At 64.2% G+C, this 18,458-nt stretch carries 18 protein-coding genes; 13 read left to right on the top strand and 5 right to left on the bottom strand.

The genetic code is table 11. The features are described 5' to 3' along the window. Positions 1-31: 31 nt before the first annotated feature. The 3 genes from AC6CHY_RS09030 to AC6CHY_RS09040 form a co-directional block, all read right to left on the bottom strand. Positions 32-748 (bottom strand): LysM peptidoglycan-binding domain-containing protein, encoded by a 717-nt coding sequence (locus AC6CHY_RS09030; RefSeq protein WP_217388505.1) that lies wholly within the window; start codon positions 746-748, stop codon positions 32-34. A 316-nt stretch (positions 749-1,064) separates the two neighbouring features. Continuing rightward, positions 1,065-1,757: a phosphonatase-like hydrolase gene (locus AC6CHY_RS09035; RefSeq protein ID WP_498226566.1), complete on the bottom strand. Its 693-nt coding sequence runs from the start codon at positions 1,755-1,757 to the stop codon at positions 1,065-1,067. Between the two features lie 29 nt (positions 1,758-1,786). Beyond that, positions 1,787-2,545, bottom strand: coding sequence for a GntR family transcriptional regulator (locus tag AC6CHY_RS09040; protein ID WP_336245062.1), 759 nt, complete (start codon positions 2,543-2,545; stop codon positions 1,787-1,789). Between the two features lie 166 nt (positions 2,546-2,711). On the opposite strand from AC6CHY_RS09040, the gene AC6CHY_RS09045 reads away from it, so the two are divergent. The 5 genes from AC6CHY_RS09045 (at position 2,712) to AC6CHY_RS09065 (ending at position 7,954) form a co-directional block, all read left to right on the top strand. Continuing rightward, a complete protein-coding gene (locus tag AC6CHY_RS09045; protein ID WP_217388502.1) occupies positions 2,712-3,908 on the top strand; it encodes a TIGR03364 family FAD-dependent oxidoreductase in 1,197 nt (398 codons plus the stop codon). A gap of 13 nt (positions 3,909-3,921) precedes the next feature. Then, entirely contained in the window at positions 3,922-4,836 is a 915-nt protein-coding gene (locus AC6CHY_RS09050; protein ID WP_217388501.1) for a phosphate/phosphite/phosphonate ABC transporter substrate-binding protein, read from the top strand. Further along, entirely contained in the window at positions 4,836-5,645 is an 810-nt protein-coding gene (locus AC6CHY_RS09055; protein ID WP_217388500.1) for a phosphonate ABC transporter ATP-binding protein, read from the top strand. The genes AC6CHY_RS09050 and AC6CHY_RS09055 overlap by 1 nt, the downstream gene beginning before the upstream one ends. Beyond that, the gene (phnE, locus tag AC6CHY_RS09060) at positions 5,642-6,460 is read left to right on the top strand and encodes a phosphonate ABC transporter, permease protein PhnE (RefSeq protein ID WP_217388499.1); all 819 of its coding nucleotides are present in this window, start codon (positions 5,642-5,644) and stop codon (positions 6,458-6,460) included. The genes AC6CHY_RS09055 and phnE overlap by 4 nt, the downstream gene beginning before the upstream one ends. Positions 6,461-6,805: 345 nt before the next feature. Further along, entirely contained in the window at positions 6,806-7,954 is a 1,149-nt protein-coding gene (locus AC6CHY_RS09065; protein ID WP_217388498.1) for an acetate/propionate family kinase, read from the top strand. Positions 7,955-8,734: 780 nt separating this feature from the next. Here the strand turns inward: AC6CHY_RS09065 and AC6CHY_RS09070 are convergent. After that, positions 8,735-8,992 (bottom strand): metal-sensitive transcriptional regulator, encoded by a 258-nt coding sequence (locus AC6CHY_RS09070; RefSeq protein WP_217388722.1) that lies wholly within the window; start codon positions 8,990-8,992, stop codon positions 8,735-8,737. A 166-nt stretch (positions 8,993-9,158) separates the two neighbouring features. On the opposite strand from AC6CHY_RS09070, the gene AC6CHY_RS09075 reads away from it, so the two are divergent. The 7 genes from AC6CHY_RS09075 (at position 9,159) to AC6CHY_RS09105 (ending at position 16,760) form a co-directional block, all read left to right on the top strand. Next, positions 9,159-9,335: a DUF8730 family Cys-rich protein gene (locus tag AC6CHY_RS09075; protein WP_498226567.1), complete on the top strand. Its 177-nt coding sequence runs from the start codon at positions 9,159-9,161 to the stop codon at positions 9,333-9,335. 205 nt (positions 9,336-9,540) lie between these two features. Beyond that, positions 9,541-10,938: an MBL fold metallo-hydrolase gene (locus tag AC6CHY_RS09080; protein ID WP_217388497.1), complete on the top strand. Its 1,398-nt coding sequence runs from the start codon at positions 9,541-9,543 to the stop codon at positions 10,936-10,938. A gap of 114 nt (positions 10,939-11,052) precedes the next feature. Further along, a complete protein-coding gene (locus AC6CHY_RS09085) occupies positions 11,053-11,637 on the top strand; it encodes a rhodanese-like domain-containing protein (protein ID WP_217388496.1) in 585 nt (194 codons plus the stop codon). 120 nt (positions 11,638-11,757) lie between these two features. After that, positions 11,758-12,054, top strand: a complete 297-nt coding sequence (locus AC6CHY_RS09090; protein WP_217388495.1) for a rhodanese-like domain-containing protein — start codon at positions 11,758-11,760, stop codon at positions 12,052-12,054. Positions 12,055-12,107: 53 nt separating this feature from the next. Next, complete coding sequence (locus AC6CHY_RS09095) at positions 12,108-13,007, top strand: sulfite exporter TauE/SafE family protein (RefSeq protein WP_217388494.1); 900 nt, start codon at positions 12,108-12,110, stop codon at positions 13,005-13,007. Between the two features lie 55 nt (positions 13,008-13,062). Then, complete coding sequence (locus AC6CHY_RS09100; RefSeq protein ID WP_254455959.1) at positions 13,063-14,430, top strand: MFS transporter; 1,368 nt, start codon at positions 13,063-13,065, stop codon at positions 14,428-14,430. A gap of 683 nt (positions 14,431-15,113) precedes the next feature. After that, positions 15,114-16,760: an ABC1 kinase family protein gene (locus AC6CHY_RS09105; RefSeq protein ID WP_217388493.1), complete on the top strand. Its 1,647-nt coding sequence runs from the start codon at positions 15,114-15,116 to the stop codon at positions 16,758-16,760. Positions 16,761-16,809: 49 nt separating this feature from the next. On the opposite strand, the gene AC6CHY_RS09110 is transcribed toward AC6CHY_RS09105, so the two are convergent. Then, entirely contained in the window at positions 16,810-17,967 is a 1,158-nt protein-coding gene (locus AC6CHY_RS09110; protein ID WP_217388492.1) for a sensor histidine kinase, read from the bottom strand. A gap of 85 nt (positions 17,968-18,052) precedes the next feature. On the opposite strand from AC6CHY_RS09110, the gene AC6CHY_RS09115 reads away from it, so the two are divergent. After that, positions 18,053-18,448, top strand: a complete 396-nt coding sequence (locus AC6CHY_RS09115; RefSeq protein WP_217388491.1) for a hypothetical protein — start codon at positions 18,053-18,055, stop codon at positions 18,446-18,448. Positions 18,449-18,458 lie beyond the last annotated feature (10 nt).

Genomic DNA, 18,458 nt, shown 5'->3' on the forward strand with positions numbered 1-18,458 from the left:
GGCCGTTCGTCCGCTCTTGCGAGGGACCGGTCTACTTGGTCGGCAAGTCCAGCGACTGTCCGACAAAAATGAGGTCTGCGCTGGGCACGACGTCCTGGTTCAGGGAGTACAGGTCCTGCCAGCTGTTCAGGCCCTGGGCCTGGGCGATCTTGAACAGGGTGTCCCCGGCCTTCACCGTGTAGTCCTTGCCCGAGTCCTTGACGTTGACGCTGATGGCCGGTGCCTTGGCCTCCGGGGCAGCCGCGCGCTTGCCGCTGGAGGCATAGCTCTTGGCGGGGACCGACTTGGTCTTATAGGTCTTGGTGGAAGACGACTTGTAGCTCGACTCGTTCGACTTCTGCACGGTTTCCTTCTTCGGGGCGGACTCGTAGGTCTTGGCTACGGAGCCCTTGCCGCCGGAAAGTCCCAGCTTGGCCGAGCAGGCGGGCCATGCGCCCCAGCCCTGGGCGGCCTTCACGCGCTCTGCAACGCGGATCTGCTCGGACTTCGATGCGTTGTCGGCGCTTCCGCTGCCGCCGAAGGCGCTCCAGGTCGAGCCAGAGAACTGCAGGCCGCCCTTGTAGCCGTTGCCGGTGTTGATCGACCAGTTTCCGCCGGACTCGCACTGTGCCAGTGCGTCCCAGGTGCTGGTGCTGGCTGCGGATGCAGGTGCCACCGACATTGCCATGGTGCCCCCGGCCAGGGCCAGTGCGGCAACGGTTGCTGCGCCGCGACGAACGTTCTTGCTCTTGGTATTTTGCTGGATCATGTTTCTCCAGTGCCATCCTCCGCATAGGTCGTCCAGGACCATCTTGGCGGCGTTGTCCGGCGTCGCAATCGACGTTCGAGTGGCTACCGCCGCAATGGACAACGAGGGATACTCGGCGGTAGGGGTGACGCCTTCACAACACGCTGTTATAAAAACGTTACTCAAAGACCGTACGGCACCACCCCGGGGCCACGTCAAGCCGGGGACCCAACCGGAACACATATGCACTAGTCAGAGCACATAAAAAAGTTAATCACGCGGCAAAAAGCGCCCCGAAGGCCGCGATGGCCGCCAGGGCGCTGTTACCAAAACGATATTATTGGTGGCTGACTAGTGCGGATTCGAGAACACGGGGAAGATCCCTGACGCCGTCCAACACCCAGCTGTGCGGGTGTTGTTCAAGGTCCTCGCGGCGCAGCGCCCCGGTGAGGACCCCCAGCCCATTCACGCCTGCGTTGTGTGCCGCCAGAAGGTCGACCACCGTGTCGCCGCCGGCCACGACGCCGCGCACATCGCGCACGCCGGTGGCTTCCATGACCCTGTGGATCATGTACGGTGCGGGCCGGCCCGCGGCGACCTCGTCGCTGGTGACCACGGCATCGAGCAACTGGCCCTCGCCAATCCCCCAGCCCAGGGTTTCAAGAATCGGTGCCGCAACATCGCGAGAAAAACCCGTAGTCAGGCCGACCTTGATGCCGCTGGCCTTGAGCTGGCGCAAGGCATCCTCCACGCCCGGAAGGGCGACCGGCGGGTTGGCCTCGTAGCGCTCCGCCAAAAGGGCGCGGAAGCGGTCGAACTGCCGGGCCACCAGTTCCGGGTCCGCCGTGATTCCGCCGAGTTCCATCAAGGCGGCAATGGCCTCGGTCTTGTCCGCCCCCATCCAGGTTTGCAGGTCGGCGGCATCCACGCTGGCTCCGGTGTCCGTGACCGAATCCTCGAGGGCACGGTAGACGATTCCGTGCTCATCGACGGTGGTTCCCGCCATGTCCAACACGACAAGTTCAATCATTTTTGCTCCTTTGGTTGTTTGTTCGATTCTCACGCGACCTGCGGGATGCGTGCCATGGCCGCCTTGGACTGCCGGGTGTTCTCAATGACGAAGTTCGCCAGATGCGGCAGGTAGCGGTCATCCGAACACTCAAGAATCCGTCCGTCTCGGCCGTAGGTCAGCCGGCGCTCGCGCAGCAGCGGCGAGCCCGCGGCAACTTCCAGCAGGGACGCATCCGTCTCGTCGGCAGCGACGGCATCGATGACATGCCGGCCCCGGCTGAGGTCCACACCCAGGGAAGTCAGGTAACCGAAGATCGACCCGCTGTCCGTGTCAAAGTCGAACAGCGCCTTGCCCACCTCCGCGGTGAAGTTGCTGCGTTCCACCATGGTCGGGGCCCCGTCCAACAGGCGCAGTCGCAGGACCTGGATGACCGGTTCGCCCGGCTGAAGGGACATTTTTCCCGCCAGCTCCTCGCCCGCCGGGCGCCGCGCGACCTCCAGCGTCCGCTGCCCGGGTTCCATGCCCAGGGAATGGGCCCATTCGGTAAAGGACATGAACGTGCCAAACGACTGGGAAGGGACGGGGCGGGCGACCACCGGGGGTTTTCCGCGGCCGCCGGAGATCAGGCCCTCGCCGCGCAGGCTCGCCAGGGCCTGGCGGACGGTTCCACGGGAAACACCGTGCTGCGAGCAAAGCTCCGCCTCGCTGGGCAGCGGGCTGCCTTCGTTCCACTCGCCGGAGGAAATCCGTTCGCGGAACAAGTCGCTGAGACGCTGGTGGATGGGTTCATCGAATGTTGGGGGCACGTACTTGAGCATATAAGTGGATCCTGCGGCATTTCGGGAATTTGGGTGAACCACAAATGAACAGGTCATGACGGGAACCATCGCCAAATGAACCATGGGTGAACTTGTCTGGACAAGTGCCGTTCCAGCTTGAAAACGCGACCGGTGAGCGGCAAACATCAATGCCGTGAACAACTTCGAAACGAATTCCGAGGCCACCGCAGAACCGGTGGCAACCACCGATCTCCTGGTCGTCGGCGCAGGCATCATCGGCCTGGCCCATGCCGCGCTCGCCCAACAAGCGGGCTTGAGCGTCACCGTCATCGAACGCGACCACCGTGCGGTGGGCGCCTCGATCCGGAACTTCGGCCACGCCTGCATCACCGCCCAGCATGGCGAGATCTACGACATGGCGCAGGCCGGCCGCAGGCACTGGCTGGATTTCGCCGCCAAGGCGGGGTTCTGGGCCATCGAGTCAGGGGCCCTGGTGGTTGCCTCCACCGAGACCGAGCTCCAGGTGCTGCGCGAATTCTCCGCATCCCGTCCCGAGGGGCAGGTTGGCGTGCTCGGCGCCGAGGAAGTCCGGGCGCGGCTGGGGCGCGAGAACACCGATGGCATCCGCGGCGGCGCCTTTCTCGCCGACGACCTGCGCGTGGACCCCCGCACCACCGTGGGCAGCCTGGCAACCTGGCTCAACGGCCAGGACGATGCGGCGGTCCACTTCAACACCACGGCACTGGGTTTCGGGGCCGGCACCGGTCGCAAGGCACGGGTGGAAACAAGCCGCGGCGCCTACGAGGCGGACCAGGTCTTCATCTGCGTCGGCCACGACGTGGACCACCTGTTCCCGGCCCTTGCCGCCGAACACCGGATCACCCGTTGTGCCCTGCAGATGGCCTCGGCCCCCGCCCCGGAAAGCACCACCATCGTTCCCGCGGTGCTCACCGCTACCTCGATGCTGCGCTACGACGCCTTCACCCGCATGCCCTCGGCACCGGCGCTGCGCGCCGAGGTCGAAGCCGCAAGCCCCGAGCTGCTGGAAATCGGCGCCAACGTGATGTTCACCCAGCGGCCCGACGGCACCCTGCTCCTCGGGGACTCGCATTCCTACGACCTGGCCCAGCCGCCCTTCCTCGCCGAGAACACCACCGACCGGCTGCTGCGGGCCGCGGCGCGGGTGCTGGATGTCGATTCCCTTGCCGTGGCCGAACGCTGGCAGGGCATCTATGCCTCCTCGGACGTCGCCCCCGTGCTGGTCCGCGACATCGCCGAGGCCATCACGCTGGTGTCCGTGACCAGCGGCATCGGCATGACCCTCTCCTTCGGCCTGGCCGAGGCCAACCTCGCCGCACGGCCCCTGACCACCGCCACCACCACCCGCTAAGGAACCTCCACCCATGAAAATCCCGCGCACCCTCGCCCTGTCCCTGGCGGCCGTTGCCGCTTTCACCCTCGCCGGATGTTCCACCGCGCAGGCCCCGGCCAACGCCGAGACCAACGGTTTCTGCCCCGACGGGGAACTGAAGTTCGGCATCGAGCCCTTCGAGGACCCCTCCAAGCTCGAACCCGCCTACCAGGTGCTCGCGGCCTCGCTGGGCCAAAAGCTCGACTGCAAGGTCGAGGTCCAGGTGGTCGAGGACTACGCCGCCGAGGTGCTTTCGATGCGCAACGGCAAGCTCGACATTGGCCAGTTCGGCCCCATGGGCTACGTCTTCGCCTCCACCAAGGCCAACGCCGAGCCGCTGGTCTCCTTCGGCACCGCCGACGGGAAGCTCTCCACCTACACCGCCGGCATCTGGGTTCCGAAGGACTCGGCGATCAAGGACCTGGCCGACCTGCGCGGCAAGGACCTCGCCCTGGGCTCGGTCGGCTCCACCAGCGGGGACGTGCTGCCCCGCTTGGGCCTGAAAAAGGCCGGCATCGCCGAGGACGAGCTGAACATGAACTATGCCGGCGGCCACCCCGAGGCCTTGCTGGCCCTGACCAAGGGCACCGTCGATGCGGCCCAGATCAACTCGCAGACCCTGGCCAGCGCCATCGATTCGGGCAACTTCGATCCGGCCGGATTCCGCCAGGTCTGGAAGAGCGAGGCCATTCCGAACGACCCCATCACGGTCTCCGCCGACGCCGACCCGGCCTTCAAGACCGCGGTGAAGGACGCGCTGCTGAACCTCGCCCCGGCGGATATCGAGGCCGTGGGCAAGTTCCTCGACGTCACCCCCGCCGGTCCCCTGATCCCCGTCACCAAGGAAACCTACAACCCGCTCTTCGACCTCGCCGACACCATGGGCCTGACCGAAAAGGACATCTGATGACGACGCTACGGCTGCCGGATCGTGCACCGCATCCGGCCCCGCCGGCCGGCGGGGAAATCATGCAGGTGCGGAACCTGACCAAGTCATTTGGCGGGCGCACCGTCCTGGACGGGGTCGACTTTACCCTCTCCCGCGGCTCCGTGGTGGCGTTCCTGGGCGCCAATGGTTCGGGCAAGTCCACCACGCTCAAGTGCGTCATGGGCCTGGAGACCCCCGAGTCCGGATCCATCACGCTGGAGGGCACCGATCTCTCCACGCTGCGCGGCACGGAACTGGTCAGGGCTCGCTCCGGCGTGGCCATGGTGTTCCAGAAGATCCATCTGGTCCCGCGGCGCACGGCACTGGAAAACGTGTGCGCCGGCGCCCTGGGCCGGCTGCGCGGCCCGGCCTCCGTGAGCCCGATGTTCTTCTCCCGCGAGCTGAAGGAGGAAGCAATGGCGGCCTTGGCCCGCGTCGGCATGGCCGACCGCGCCCACGAAAAGGCAGGCAGGCTTTCCGGAGGACAGGCACAACGCGTGGCGGTTGCCCGCGCCCTGTGCCAGCGCGCCAGCGTGCTGCTGGCCGACGAGCCGGTCTCCGCGCTCGACCCGCGCGCGGCCGAGGAAGTCATGGCCCTGCTGGCCGAACTCGCCCACGCGGAAAACCTGGCGGTGGCCGCCGTCCTGCACCAGCCGGACCTGGCGCTGCGCCACGCGGACACCGTCATCGGGCTGGTGGATGGCCGCATCGAATACTCCGGGGACATCTCCGGGCTCGATGCCTCCATGCAGGCCCGCCTCTACACCCCGAATCGAGCAGCCGCATGAGCACGCCCGTCCCCACCCTCTCGGTTCCCCCGGTTCCCCGCGCCGGGTGGCGGATCGCCTCGATCCTCGCGGCCATCGCTGTCTTCATCGTGCTGCACGTCTTCGCGCTGCGCGGCACCGACTTCGAGGTGTCGGCACTTGTCACCGGCGCCGAGGGCATGGCCTCCTTCCTGGCCGACGCGTTCCCGCCGGACCTTGACTGGGAATCGGTCCTGGCCCCGGCGCTGAAGGCGACCACCGTGACGCTGTGGATCGGGCTGCTGGGCACCACCCTGTCCATCCCGACCGCATTGTTGCTGGCGGTGTTTGCCTCGCGAACCACCACCCCGCACCGGGTCGTGTACCAGCTCTCCCGCGCCATCCTTTCCTTCTTCAGGGCGGTGCCCGACATCGTCTTCGCACTGATCTTCGTCACCGCCGTGGGGCTTGGCCCCTTTGCCGGAGTGCTCGCGTTGATCTGCCACAACACCGGGGTCATGGGAAAGTTGTGGGCGGAGTCGATGGAGGAAACCGATGCCGGCCCCCAGCAGGCGTTGGCCACCGCGGGGGCCTCGCGCCTCCAGCAGGTCACCCATGCAGCACTGCCCATGGCCCTGGGCCAGTTCGTGGGCCTGCTGCTCTACCGCTTCGACGTGAACGTGCGCTCCTCGCTGGTCCTGGGCCTGGTCGGCGCCGGCGGCATCGGTTTGCTGATCAACCAGTCCATCAAGTCGTTCCGCTTCGACGCGATGGCCACCCAGATCGTGGTGGTCCTGGTGCTGATCATCCTTGTCGACCAGCTCTCCTCGTTCATCCGGCGCAGGCTCGAGGTCTAGGAGGTATTTCCCCGCGTCGGCCGGTGTGGACGATCGGAGGGGCGCATGCTTGTGATTCCGGCGGGTCGAATGAGGCAGAACCCGCAAGCCATGGGGGCACGCCGCGCATCCAGCGGCTTTGGCCTCGGTGCAGGAGAAAACCGGCCTCAACGAAAGGTCACATGATGCACCGCAATACCTTCGCACCGGAACACAACGAATTCGATCGGCATCCGGAGCGCTTCTGGCGGCCGAATCCGTTCAGTGCCATGATCTGTGTATCGACGAAAATCTGAATGTGGCGATCGGGCCACTCCAGCGATCACCACCATGGCTCGCGAGTCGTCGTCATCGGAGGACAGACACTTGCTCATATTGGTTTTGAATACAGGCTCGTCGTCGATCAAGTTCCAGCTGCATCGGCTGCAAGAACGGAGCCCCGCGAACCAGTCCACCGTTCTGGTTGCCGGACAGTTCGAAAATCTCGCCGGTTTCGAAGACCCAAGCGTGCATAGCCGGACACTCCGCCAAGTAAACCAGCGGATAATTCCGGCCTTGGCTGGCCAGACAATCGATGCCATCGGGCATCGCGTAGTCCATGGAGGAGGACTCTTCACGGAACCCACCGTGCTTACCGAAGAAGTCATCACGGAACTGGGAAAGCTGGCACATCTGGCGCCGTTGCACACTCCCCAAGACGTCGCCGGCGTCCGGGCGGCGGCCGCCATGTGGCCAGGCATCCCTCAGGTTGGCGTCTTCGATACTGCATTTCACCGGACCTTGCCTGAGTCTGCCTGGCGCTTCGCCATACCGGACGACCTTTACCTGGACCACGGAATCCGACGCTATGGGTTTCACGGAATATCCCTGGAATTTGTAACAGCCCAAGCCTCCAACTTTCTCGGGATCCCTTCCGAAGAACTCGACGGCATCGTCGCCCATCTGGGCAATGGCGCGTCGATAACCGCAGTTCGCGGAGGCCGGAGCATCGATACCTCCATGGGATTCACTCCCGTGGACGGCCTGGTCATGGGAACCCGGTGCGGGGACCTCGATTCCTCCGTGATCTTGTTCCTCCAGCGTCGGGGGCTCAATGCCGATGCGATCGAGAAACTTCTCAACCAGAAGTCCGGGCTGCAGGCCTTGTGCGGTACCAGCGACATGCGTTCGGTCGAAAAGGCGGCCAAAGCGGGCCAAGCCAAGGCTCTCCTGGCCCTGGAGATCGCCGCCTACCGGCTTGCGAAGTACATCGGCGGGTACCATGTGGCCGTCGGCGGCGCCGACGTGCTGGTCTTTACCGGCGGCATCGGTGAAAACTCCAGTTCCTTCCGTTCGTTGGTTCTCGGCAAGCTGGCCCCGCTGGGAATCAAACTGGACGATTCCGCCAACCAGAGCGGCGCAACGGGGCCCCGGTTGATTAGTTCTGCAGGTTCATCGATTCCTGTTCTCGTCATTCCCACCGATGAAGCACGTGTCATTGTTGCTGCCACCGCCGCGCTATTGCCGATTGCCTAGGCTGCCCAAGGTCCCCCCTTCCCCGGCCCGGGGAACCTGCAACGCCGAACCGAGATAGCAGCCGATCCAAACGGTGGGGTGTCCGTGTTTGCAGCTTGCTGGTGCCCTGCGCTCCGATCTGGACAAGAACCAACCCTTGGTGACTTCAACCAAGATGAGATAGGCCATCGTCAGTTGAAGCGACGAACAGAAAAACGCACCGGGCAACGGATCAAACCCCCGAACGCATATCGCATTCGGAAATCTCGCCGACGAGGGGGCAGGGTTCCGTCGAATTGGCGGAGCACTACCGAGCCATGTTAGTCATGGACGGTACTCCCATCGCTGACATTTGGAGGACACGCCCAGGATTCGCGGCTGGGTTTGGTCCGCTCCGCCGGACTGAAGAAATCAGACGCAGGCTGAGGAACTTCACGGTCCGGTTCCTGCAATGATCGAGACTGAAACCGCCTGCTGCCAATCTAGCGGGCCGCCGGTTGGCAGCAAGATTTGTCGGAGTACAGCCTCGGGACGATTCCTGCTCCGATCCACCGTGTCGATATCCTCAGCTTGGCGGTTTATGGGTCAATTGATAAAGCAATCTCAGGGAATGCTTGCACTCAGTGCACGGTAGCTGGGAGATGGAGAGCGGTTCTGATCGCTAGGGCCCGCTTGGCGGCAGATAGTGATTCCTTGGTGGTTACGAAACCGCCACACTGTTCCGTTCGTGCATGAGTGATACAGGGCGGCCAGATTCCCGCGGGATACTACCCACGGAGAGTGGCCGCTGGATAGACGGGGCTAGGCCAGGGAGAGGAACAGCTTTTCCATGTCGGCACGGTCTGCCGAGGGGTCCTCGCTCTTGAGGCACTGCTCCAGTCCGGTGGCGATGATGGCAAACCCGGCGCGATCGATGGCCTTTGACGCCGCGGAAAGCTGGGTGACAACTGCACGGCAGTCACTGCCTTCCTCCAGCATGCGGATCACCGCGTTCAGCTGGCCTTGGGCGCGCTTGAGCCTGTTGATGACGGGCTTCATAGTGTCCACTTCAAGATCCATGATGGGTACCTCCCGGGTAGTCATTTACTCAATTATATACCCCCGGGGGTTTCCTGGGGTAACATCGACAGCGGAATCTAAATACCCCCAAGGGTATGCACCCCGAACAACCACCGAGGGGGCGGACGAGCCTCCACCTACAACCCCAAGCCGAAGGAACCACCCCATGTGTCGAGCGACCAAATGCCACAAGTGCCAGAAAACCACCTGGGCCGGATGCGGCCAGCACGTCAAGCAGGTCATGGCACATGTGCCGCGCAATGAGCGCTGCTCCTGCGATCCAAGTGCTCCGAAAGTCTCCAGCAAGGAAGGCGGGTTCCTCGCGCGCCTCTTTGGCCGATAGGCCCCGGCCGCACCATGCCGCGCGGCGCTCGGCGCCAGCGAGAATGGCGCCGAGCGCCGCTTTTTGCTGGGCAAGCGATCCCAGGGTCCGGACGATGGATGACTTGACGCATACCCCTAGGGGTATTATTGTTTGAAATGAATCGTATACCCCTAGGGGTATCACGGGCAGGTGAACCAACCACGACCGACAACAAGGAGAACCAATGCTTCTGGAACGCATCTATGACGAAGACCTCGCACAAGCCAGCTATCTCATCGGCTGCCAGGCCAAGGGTGAAGCCCTCGTGGTGGACGCCCGCCGCGACATCCAGGTCTACCAGGACCTCGCCGCAAGAAACGGCATGAAGATTGTTGCCGTCACCGAGACCCACATCCACGCGGACTACCTTTCGGGCACCCGGGAACTGGCCGCGGCAACCGGCGCGAAGCTCTTCGTCTCGGGCGAGGGCGGGACGGACTGGCAGTACGAGTTCGAGGCAGAACGCCTCCTCGACCAGTCCACCATCACGCTAGGCAACATCACCATCACCGCACTGCACACCCCCGGGCACACCCCCGAGCACCTTTCTTTCCTGGTTACCGACGGCGCCTTCAGCGACAAACCTGGCTTCCTGCTCTCGGGCGACTTCGTCTTCTCCGGCGACCTGGGCCGCCCGGACCTGCTCGACGAGGCCGCCGGCGGGACCGACACCCGCTTCGCCGGGGCCCACGACCTGTTCAGCTCCCTGAAGAACAAGTTCCTGACCCTGCCCGACTACGTACAGGTCTACCCGGGCCACGGCGCCGGCAGCGCCTGCGGCAAGGCGCTGGGCGCGATCCCTTCCTCCACTGTCGGCTACGAACGCAACTTCGCGTGGTGGGGCCCCTACCTGGAGGCAAACGACGAGGCCGGCTTCGTCGAGGCCCTACTTGACGGGCAGCCCGACGCCCATGCCTACTTCGGCCGCATGAAACGCGAAAACCGCCAGGGTCCGGCCGTCCTAGGCGACCGCGCACCGCTGGCCGAGCTGGCCACCGAGGACGTCGCCGCCGCCCTGGCCGGCGACGAAATCGGCGTGGTCGACACCCGCCACCACACCCTGGTCCACGAGGGCACCGCCGCAGGGGCACTGAACATCCCGGCCGGCACCAAGGCCGCCAGCTACGGCGCCTGGGCCGTGGACCCGGAAACCGACCAGCGCCCGCTGGTGCTGCTGGCCCCGAACAGCGAAAGCGCCACCGAGATGTGGGACCATCTCATCCGGGTGGGCATCGACAAGGTCGCCGGATACATCACGTCCCTGGACGGCCTGCCGGTCTACGTGCCTCGCACGGTCTCCCCGGCCGAGCTGGCGGGGTTCGATGCCGCCCTGCTGCTGGATGTGCGCAACAAGACCGAGCACGCCGCCGGGCACGTGCCGGGTTCCGAACAGCTCAACGCCGGACGGGTGCTCTGGAACACCGAGAACCTTCCGTCCGCCGGCGCGATCGTGAGCTACTGCCAGTCCGGGGTCCGCAACTCCGTGGCAGCCTCCACGCTGCGCCGTGCCGGGTTCGACGTAGTCGAGCTCGAGGGCAGCTACGCCGGCTGGGCCGACTGGAAGCAAATGCAAAACGCCTAAGTCCTCGCCCGCCCCTCCCTCAACCATAGATCCTACGTATTTCCGGTCCCTCATTTTCCTTTCCGGATGCGGGACCGGCCGGGCGCCATGCCCGGCAGAAAGGGCCCACAAGCCATGAACCCCGTTCCCCAGACCACCAGCCCCGAAGAACTCAAGGACTGGATTTCCGCCGGCTCCGACGTCGTGGTGCTCGACGTGCGCTCCGCCGCCGAATTCGAATCCCTGCACATCCTGGGCTCATACAACGTCCCCCTCCCGTTGTTGGCCGAACACACCGAGGAACTCGCTTCGAGGCTTGACACCAAGGTGGTTCTGGTCTGCCAATCCGGCGTGCGCGCCACCGAAGCCAAGACCAACCTCGCGTCAGTCGGATTCGGCAACGCCCATGTCTTGGCCGGCGGCGTCCCGGCCTACAAACAGGCCGGCGGCCGGACCGTGGAAGGTTCCAAACGCTGGGACCTGGAACGCCAGGTGCGCATGGCCGCCGGTTCCCTGGTGATCGCCGGGCTGGCCGGGGGCAGGTTCCTCTCCCCGCAGATCCGCACCGTCGCCGGGGTCATCGGGGCGGGCTTGACCTTCTCCGCGGCAACCAACACCTGCGCCATGGGCAAGGCCCTGGCCAAGATGCCGTGGAACAAGACCGGCAACGAACCGACCCGCGCATCGGTGCTCGCCCAGCTTCCGCCCAAGAAGTCGTAGCACACACCCGGTAGGCCCCTGGCCCACCGGGTCCCTCCCGGCTTCCGGGCCCGGATCGCGTTGATCCGGGCCCGGAAACCACCCCCCGCACCGCTTGAACACGCCCCGAAGGAGCAGACCATGCCAGAAATCACCATTACCGACACCGACCAGCGACGCCCCACGGACCAGCTCCTTGACGTCCGCGAAGACTTCGAAATCACCGAGGGCATGATCCCCGGCGCCCTCCACATCCCCATGGGCGAACTCAACACCCGCCTGGACGAGCTCGACCGGACCCGCCCCGTCATCGTCATCTGCCGCAGCGGCAACCGCAGCGCCCGCGTCGCCGACGCCCTCACCGGGGCCGGATTCACCGCAGACACCATGGCCGGCGGCATGATCGCCTGGCAACGCGCCGGCCTGCCCGTCACCTAAAAGCTCGCGCCGGCGCCACCCCGCACGCCCCCTCCCCAGACAAGGCCACCTCCATGACCCTCACCCTCGTACTCACCCTCCTGCTTTCGGTGCTGATCGGGCTCTCGCTCGGCCTGCTCGGCGGGGGCGGGTCCATCCTCACCGTCCCGATCCTCACCTACGTTGCAGGCATGAACCCCAAGGAAGCCATCGCAGCCTCGCTCTTCGTCGTCGGTGCCACCTCCGCCGTCAGCGCCGTGACCCACGCCCGCAAGAAGCGCGTCAAATGGCGCACCGGGCTGGTCTTCGGGGCCGCCGGCATGGCCGGGGCCTTCGGCGGAGGCCTGCTCGGGGGCCACATCCCCGGAACGATCCTCATGATCGCCTTCGCGCTCATGATGGTCGCCACATCCCTGGCCATGATCCGCGGCCGCAAGAACCACACCGGCGCCACCCACGACGCCGAGTTGCCCGTATTCAAGGTCATCATCGAGGGCCTGATCGTGGGCATGGTCACCGGGCTCGTCGGCGCCGGCGGCGGCTTCCTCGTCGTCCCGGCACTCGCCCTGCTCGGCGGCCTGTCGATGCCCGTCGCGGTCGGCACCTCGCTGGTGGTTATCGCCATGAAGTCCTTCGCCGGACTTGGCGGCTACCTCACCACCGTCACCCTGGACTGGGCACTGGTCGGCGGGGTCACGGCCGCCGCGATCCTCGGCTCCTTCCTCGGCTCCCGCCTGGCCGGACGCATCCCCGAAGCGGCCCTGCGCAAGGGCTTTGGTTTCTTCGTCCTGGCCATGGGCGTCTTCGTCCTCGTCCAGGAACTGCCCTCACCGGCCAACCTCATCCTGGGCATCACCACCGGCGCAACCGCTGCCGTTGCGGCCCTGTGCTGGTTCGCAATCCCCGTTTGCCCCTTGCGGCGCGCAACCATGGGCTCGCCCGCCACCACCACCACGGCAACCGAAGCCCACTAGCCACCGGCTCCTCGCCGTGTTTCCCCTCCAACCCCGGCACCCCAGGAGCCCGCGCATGAAGCCGTCCACCACCAAGATCCTCCCCGTCCTGGGCCTGCGCGCCAACGCGGCCCAGTTCGCCCTGCTCGTCGCGGTCAACGCACTGGTTGGTGGCATGGTCGGGCAGCAGCAAACCGTCCTGCCGCTGCTGGCCCACACCGAATTCGGCCTCAGCGGATACACGTTCCTCTTCGCCTACGTCGCGGCCTTCGGGATTGCCAAGGCAACCTCCAACTGGTTCGCCGGAACCCTCTCGGACCGCTACGGGCGCAAGCCCGTGCTGTTGGCCGGCTGGCTGGTCGCCATCCCGGTGCCGCTGATGCTCATCCTTGCCCCGGATTGGGGCTGGGTCATCGCCGCGAACGTGCTGCTGGGCATCAACCAGGGCCTGACCTGGTCCACCACCGTCATCATGAAAATCGACCTGGTGGGTCCGGCCCAGCGAGGCCTGGCCATGGGCCTGAACGAGGCCGCCGGCTACGGGGCCGTTGCCGCCACCTCCATGCTGGCCGGATACCTCGCCGGGCAATACGGGCTGCGCCCCGCACCCTTCCTCCTGGGCCTCGCCTACACCGCGCTGGCACTGCTGCTGTCGGGGGTGTTCGTCCGCGAGACCCGCCCGCACGCCCTCCTGGATGCCGGAAACATTGCCTTCCGAGGCACCTCCGCGAGGCATGGCATGGACTCGGACCTGACCAACCGCCAAGTGTTTGCCCTGGCCAGCTTCCGGGAACCGGCCTTGTCTTCGGCGAGCCTGGCCGGCTTGGTGAACAACCTGAATTTCGGACTTTCCTGGGGCCTGTTCCCGATCCTGTTCGCCACTGCGGACTTCGGCACCAGCCAGATCGGCCTGCTCTTCGCCCTGTATCCCGGCGTGTGGGGCATTGGCCAGATGTTCACCGGGGCCCTCTCGGACCGGATTGGGCGCAAGCACCTCATCACCGCCGGCATGCTGGCCCAGGCCGGGGCTCTGGCCTTCATCGCGCTCGGAAGCGGCTTTGGAGGGTGGGCGGCCGGAACAGTGTTGCTCGGGGCGGGAACCGCCATGGTCTACCCCACGCTGCTGGCCGCCGTCGGCGACGTCGCACACCCCGCTTGGCGGGGACGGGCGGTGGGCGTCTACCGGGTCTGGCGCGACCTCGGATACGCCGTCGGAGCCATCGCCGGCGGAATCGTTGCCGACCTGCTGGGCCTGCACGCGGCCATTTGGATGGCCGCCACCCTCAGCGCCGCGGCAGCCCTAGTCGTCGCGATGCGCATGTATGAAACGCACCCACCACTTCCCACCGCCGGACCCCCCGGTCGATACCGCCACAAAGCTTCCGCTTCATTGCGCCAAAATGCGCAGTGTTGGGACGCGTCACGCTGCCGGCCGAACTGGTGACGTACACCGAACTGATCACCCCAACAAGACTGCCCTCAACTTTGAAACCCTGCACAGCCTCGCCGGCCGGCAGCGTCATGCGCCCGCACCCGGATTCCAGGACTTCACCAACCGCCATCTTGAGCGCACCGTTGTCGACCTATCCCTCCGGGTATTCCAATGCACCGTCGGCCCCCACTGAGCCATCAGCGAGGCCACTCACCTCTAGCCCCCGGACACTTCCTGAATGGTGGTCGCGACTTCAATGCGGCGAGGCAACCGGGGGTGCAAGAACCGTATCGATGCACTGTCCAATTGACCTTCCTGCACATGCAAGGGATGCTGGGACTTCACCAGCATTCAGGCCCTCATCGCCTTGTTCCGGAGACCGAGCACAGCCGAGTCCGTAGTCGATCGCTGTCCCCGTCCCGGCAACGAGATTCATTCATGTTTCCCTACTCAAACAGCGAACATCTATACCGACACCAGGACCAAGAGGCGTCTAGAACCCAACGTCGTGTCCAGTCCCGCCGTTCACCGTTGCAGCGAGGCCGTGCAGCGGTGATCGGCGAGCAGTTGCCCCCGCCCTATGCTCCCAGCCGCCCCCGGGGCTACGCTGTCCCACATGTTAGTGGTCTGGTTTTGGGCTCCCGTCCTCAGTTTCTGCCGCGCCTGACCGAAGCACTCAAGTCTTGGAGAAAGCCATGACCACGCACTTTGAACGTTACGCTGAAGTTGCGGAAATCCTCGTCCGGCACGGTTTGGAATCGTTGGCGACCGGCTTGGGCCTGGAGCGGTTGCACATGCGTTCGGCACCCGGATCGACCGGCCGGTTAGGCAATCCAGATCGTTTGGTCCAGGCTCTGGAAGAGCTGGGCCCCACATTCATCAAGCTTGGACAGGTGCTTTCCACACGGCCGGACATGCTTCCGCCCAACTATCTTGCGGCGCTGTCCAGGCTCCAAGATGGTACATCTCCCGTTCCTTCGGATGTCATCCGTTCCCTGATCGCGCAGGAATTGGGCGCATCTCCCGAGCGATTCTTTGCAGACTTCAGCGATGTTCCTCTAGCCAGCGCTTCCATCGGCCAAGCCCATGCGGCGACTCTTCATGACGGCACAGCTGTCGTCGTGAAGGTTCGTAAGCCCGGCGTAGTCGCGCAGGTGCAGGAAGACCTTGAAATCCTGCAGAATCTGGCCCATCAGGCAAGCCGTAACTGGCCCGTTGTGGCGGACTACAACGTGGAGTCGGTAGCGGCAGCATTTGCGGCAACACTCCGGGCCGAATTGGACTACCTCAAAGAGGGCCAAAACGCAGAACGATTCGCCAATAACTTTGCCGGAGACGAAAGTATCCATATTCCGAAAGTATTTTGGGAGACTACTACTTCCCGCGTGCTGACGATCGAACGGATCCGCGGTCTCAAGATCGATGATGAAGCGGTACGTTCCATGCCCTTGGTCGAGCGGGACCAGTTGGCCGACCGAGCCACACGAGCAATCGCCAAGATGATTTTCGATGACGGGTTCTTCCACGCAGATCCACACCCCGGAAACTTATTTATTGAAGCAACGGGTCGTATTGGATTGATCGATTTTGGCATGGTCGGCGAGTTGGACGACCGTCTTCGAGACCAACTCGGCAAGCTCCTTTTCGCGTTCAGCAGGAGTGACGCGGACCGGATATCCCGTCGCCTAATTCAGCTCTCCGTCAATACGAATATCCCAGACCGGGAACGGCTCGTGCGGGACATCGGACACTTCATTCGACAGTACGAGGGGAAACTTCTTGGTGAAATACAGCTCTCTGCCCTCGTCACTACCCTCTTGACCATCCTGCGTACGCATCGTCTTCAGTTACCCACCGAATTGGCCATGCTGACAAAGATGATCTTGATGACCGAAGGCATGGGCGTTCGGCTCAATCCCGAGTTCAATCTCGGTGAGGCGCTCAAACCGTATGCCGGCAGGCTGGCCTTCGAACGGCTCAATCCGCGCAAGCTACCTGGCGTGCTCAAGAAGTGGGGACTTGACGCCGCGGACTTTGGAGCAGAACTGCCCGAAATCTTGGAGCATGTGCTTCGCAACCTCGACGACGGCCCCGAAGTCCGACTCCGTTCCGATGACCTCATGCCGTTGCTTGCCAGGGCTGAACGCATCGGAAATCGGCTCGTGGCCGGCATGATCCTTGCCGCCTTCATTCGCGGAATCGGTGATCTGACAACTGCCGACCGTGATCGATTCAATTCATGGCAAAACAGGTTGCTTGCCGGTGGCGTCGGAGCCTTGGGAGCCATGGGCGGCTATCTGGCGTGGACTTCCAGGCCGGGGGCACGGCGCCCCCTGGCCTGACGATGTGCTGTTGCTGCGGATGGACGAAGATAAGCCCCGCCCCGACTCGCTACTTGGCCGAATCGTCGGGAAAGGTCGCTCGAACTCGAGCAGGACCATGCTGGGACAACGGAATGGACCAAGACAATCGTGTTCCCTGGCCGGTTCCGCTTTCGATTTGAAACACTCCGTTAAACTTCAGGGCACGAGTTTCCAAGTTTTCCAATCCACTGCTCTTGGCCGGTTCGACAATTCCTCGACCGTTGTCTTCGACCGTGATGCTCAAGTTGGAATCGTCCATGGTCACGGCGACATCGATTTCGTCGGCCTGCGAATGCCTAACGGCATTGCTAACGCCCTCAGTCACCACCGCGAGCAAATTTTGCACAACATTCAGCGGGACTTGTGAGTCGAGGGGCCCGGACAAGACAATGCGGGGCGTAAACGAAAGCGGTTTGGAGACTTCTCTGATGGCATTCACAATTCGGCTGCTCAAGAGTTCTGTTTCGCCGGCATAGGCCTTAAGCGAATAGATGGTTTCGCGCAGTTCCTTGATCGTTGCGTCCAGTTCATCGGTGATGTTGTGGATGCGCGCAAGTCCCTGCGGATCGTTGATGAATCGGCCAAGACTTTGTACATTCAATCCTGCGGCGAAGAGGCGCTGGATCACGACATCGTGTAGATCCTGGGCGATGCGGTCCCTGTCCGTATACAGGATCAGTTGTTCGTGAAGTTTGCGTGACTTTGCCAGTTCTAGTGACAAGGCCGACTGGGCACAAAAGACGGCGACCATTTCGATAATCACCGATGAGTACAACATGCCGCCGTTGCCCCGCACTAGCACCAGCACTCCCTGGGCCGCGTCTTCCGTACCCAGTCGTGCCAGAAGGGCAGGACCGTATCCTTTGGAGTACCTCGGCCCCAGCAAGCCTGATGCCTTTTCAAAGGCTTCCGGCCTGCCCGAAGACACAACGTTTCGAACGGCCGCTGATTCCAGCTTCAGACGTCGGCCAACCATCCCCGACGACGCCTCACCGTGGCCTGCGAGCACCTCGACCTCACCTCCGTCGTCCGGTGGGCTGCACATGAGAACCATGGCCGAGTCCGAGGCTTCAAGGGCGGCTTGGGCCACAAAGCCCGGGCCCGAGACGATGTCCTTAGCTACCGCTCCCCGGTATGACCTTCGGCCCTGTGGCCGGGCGCAATTCGCGAGCACCATGGTGTTCATGGCCAGGGACACGGGGAGACGGGCAAGTCGGGGACCGAAGGTTCGACAACGCGCTGGGGCCCGCAGGGGAGGCTATCTCGTCGCCATGCTGGTGAATGTCGTGTTGGTCTTGCTAGTCACCGGTTCGCCGGGCTGGCGGGCGTTGCCGTTCCTCACCGAGGACACCCTACAGGTCATCGGTGTGGCGGTGGCCGCATTGATCGCCGGCGCGGTGGTGAATTTCATCAATTTGGTCTTGGACATCGCCTGGGTCAAGGCCGTGGGAGACATCGTCACCAGTGTCTTCGCGTTGGCCGTGCTGACCCGGCTGTGGAGGCTCTTTCCCTTCGCTTTCGGCAGCTCCGGCATCGACTGGGGCATGGTGACACGGGTGCTGATTGTGGTGGCCATCGCCGGATGTGTCCTCGGTGTGCTCGTGGAAATCATTGTTCTCCTGCGAACCGCTGTGGCCTCAGGTTCACAGCCGGGGCACCAAAGATAGGCCACTTTCA

It is taken from the genome of Paeniglutamicibacter sp. GQ140, assembly GCF_059759235.1.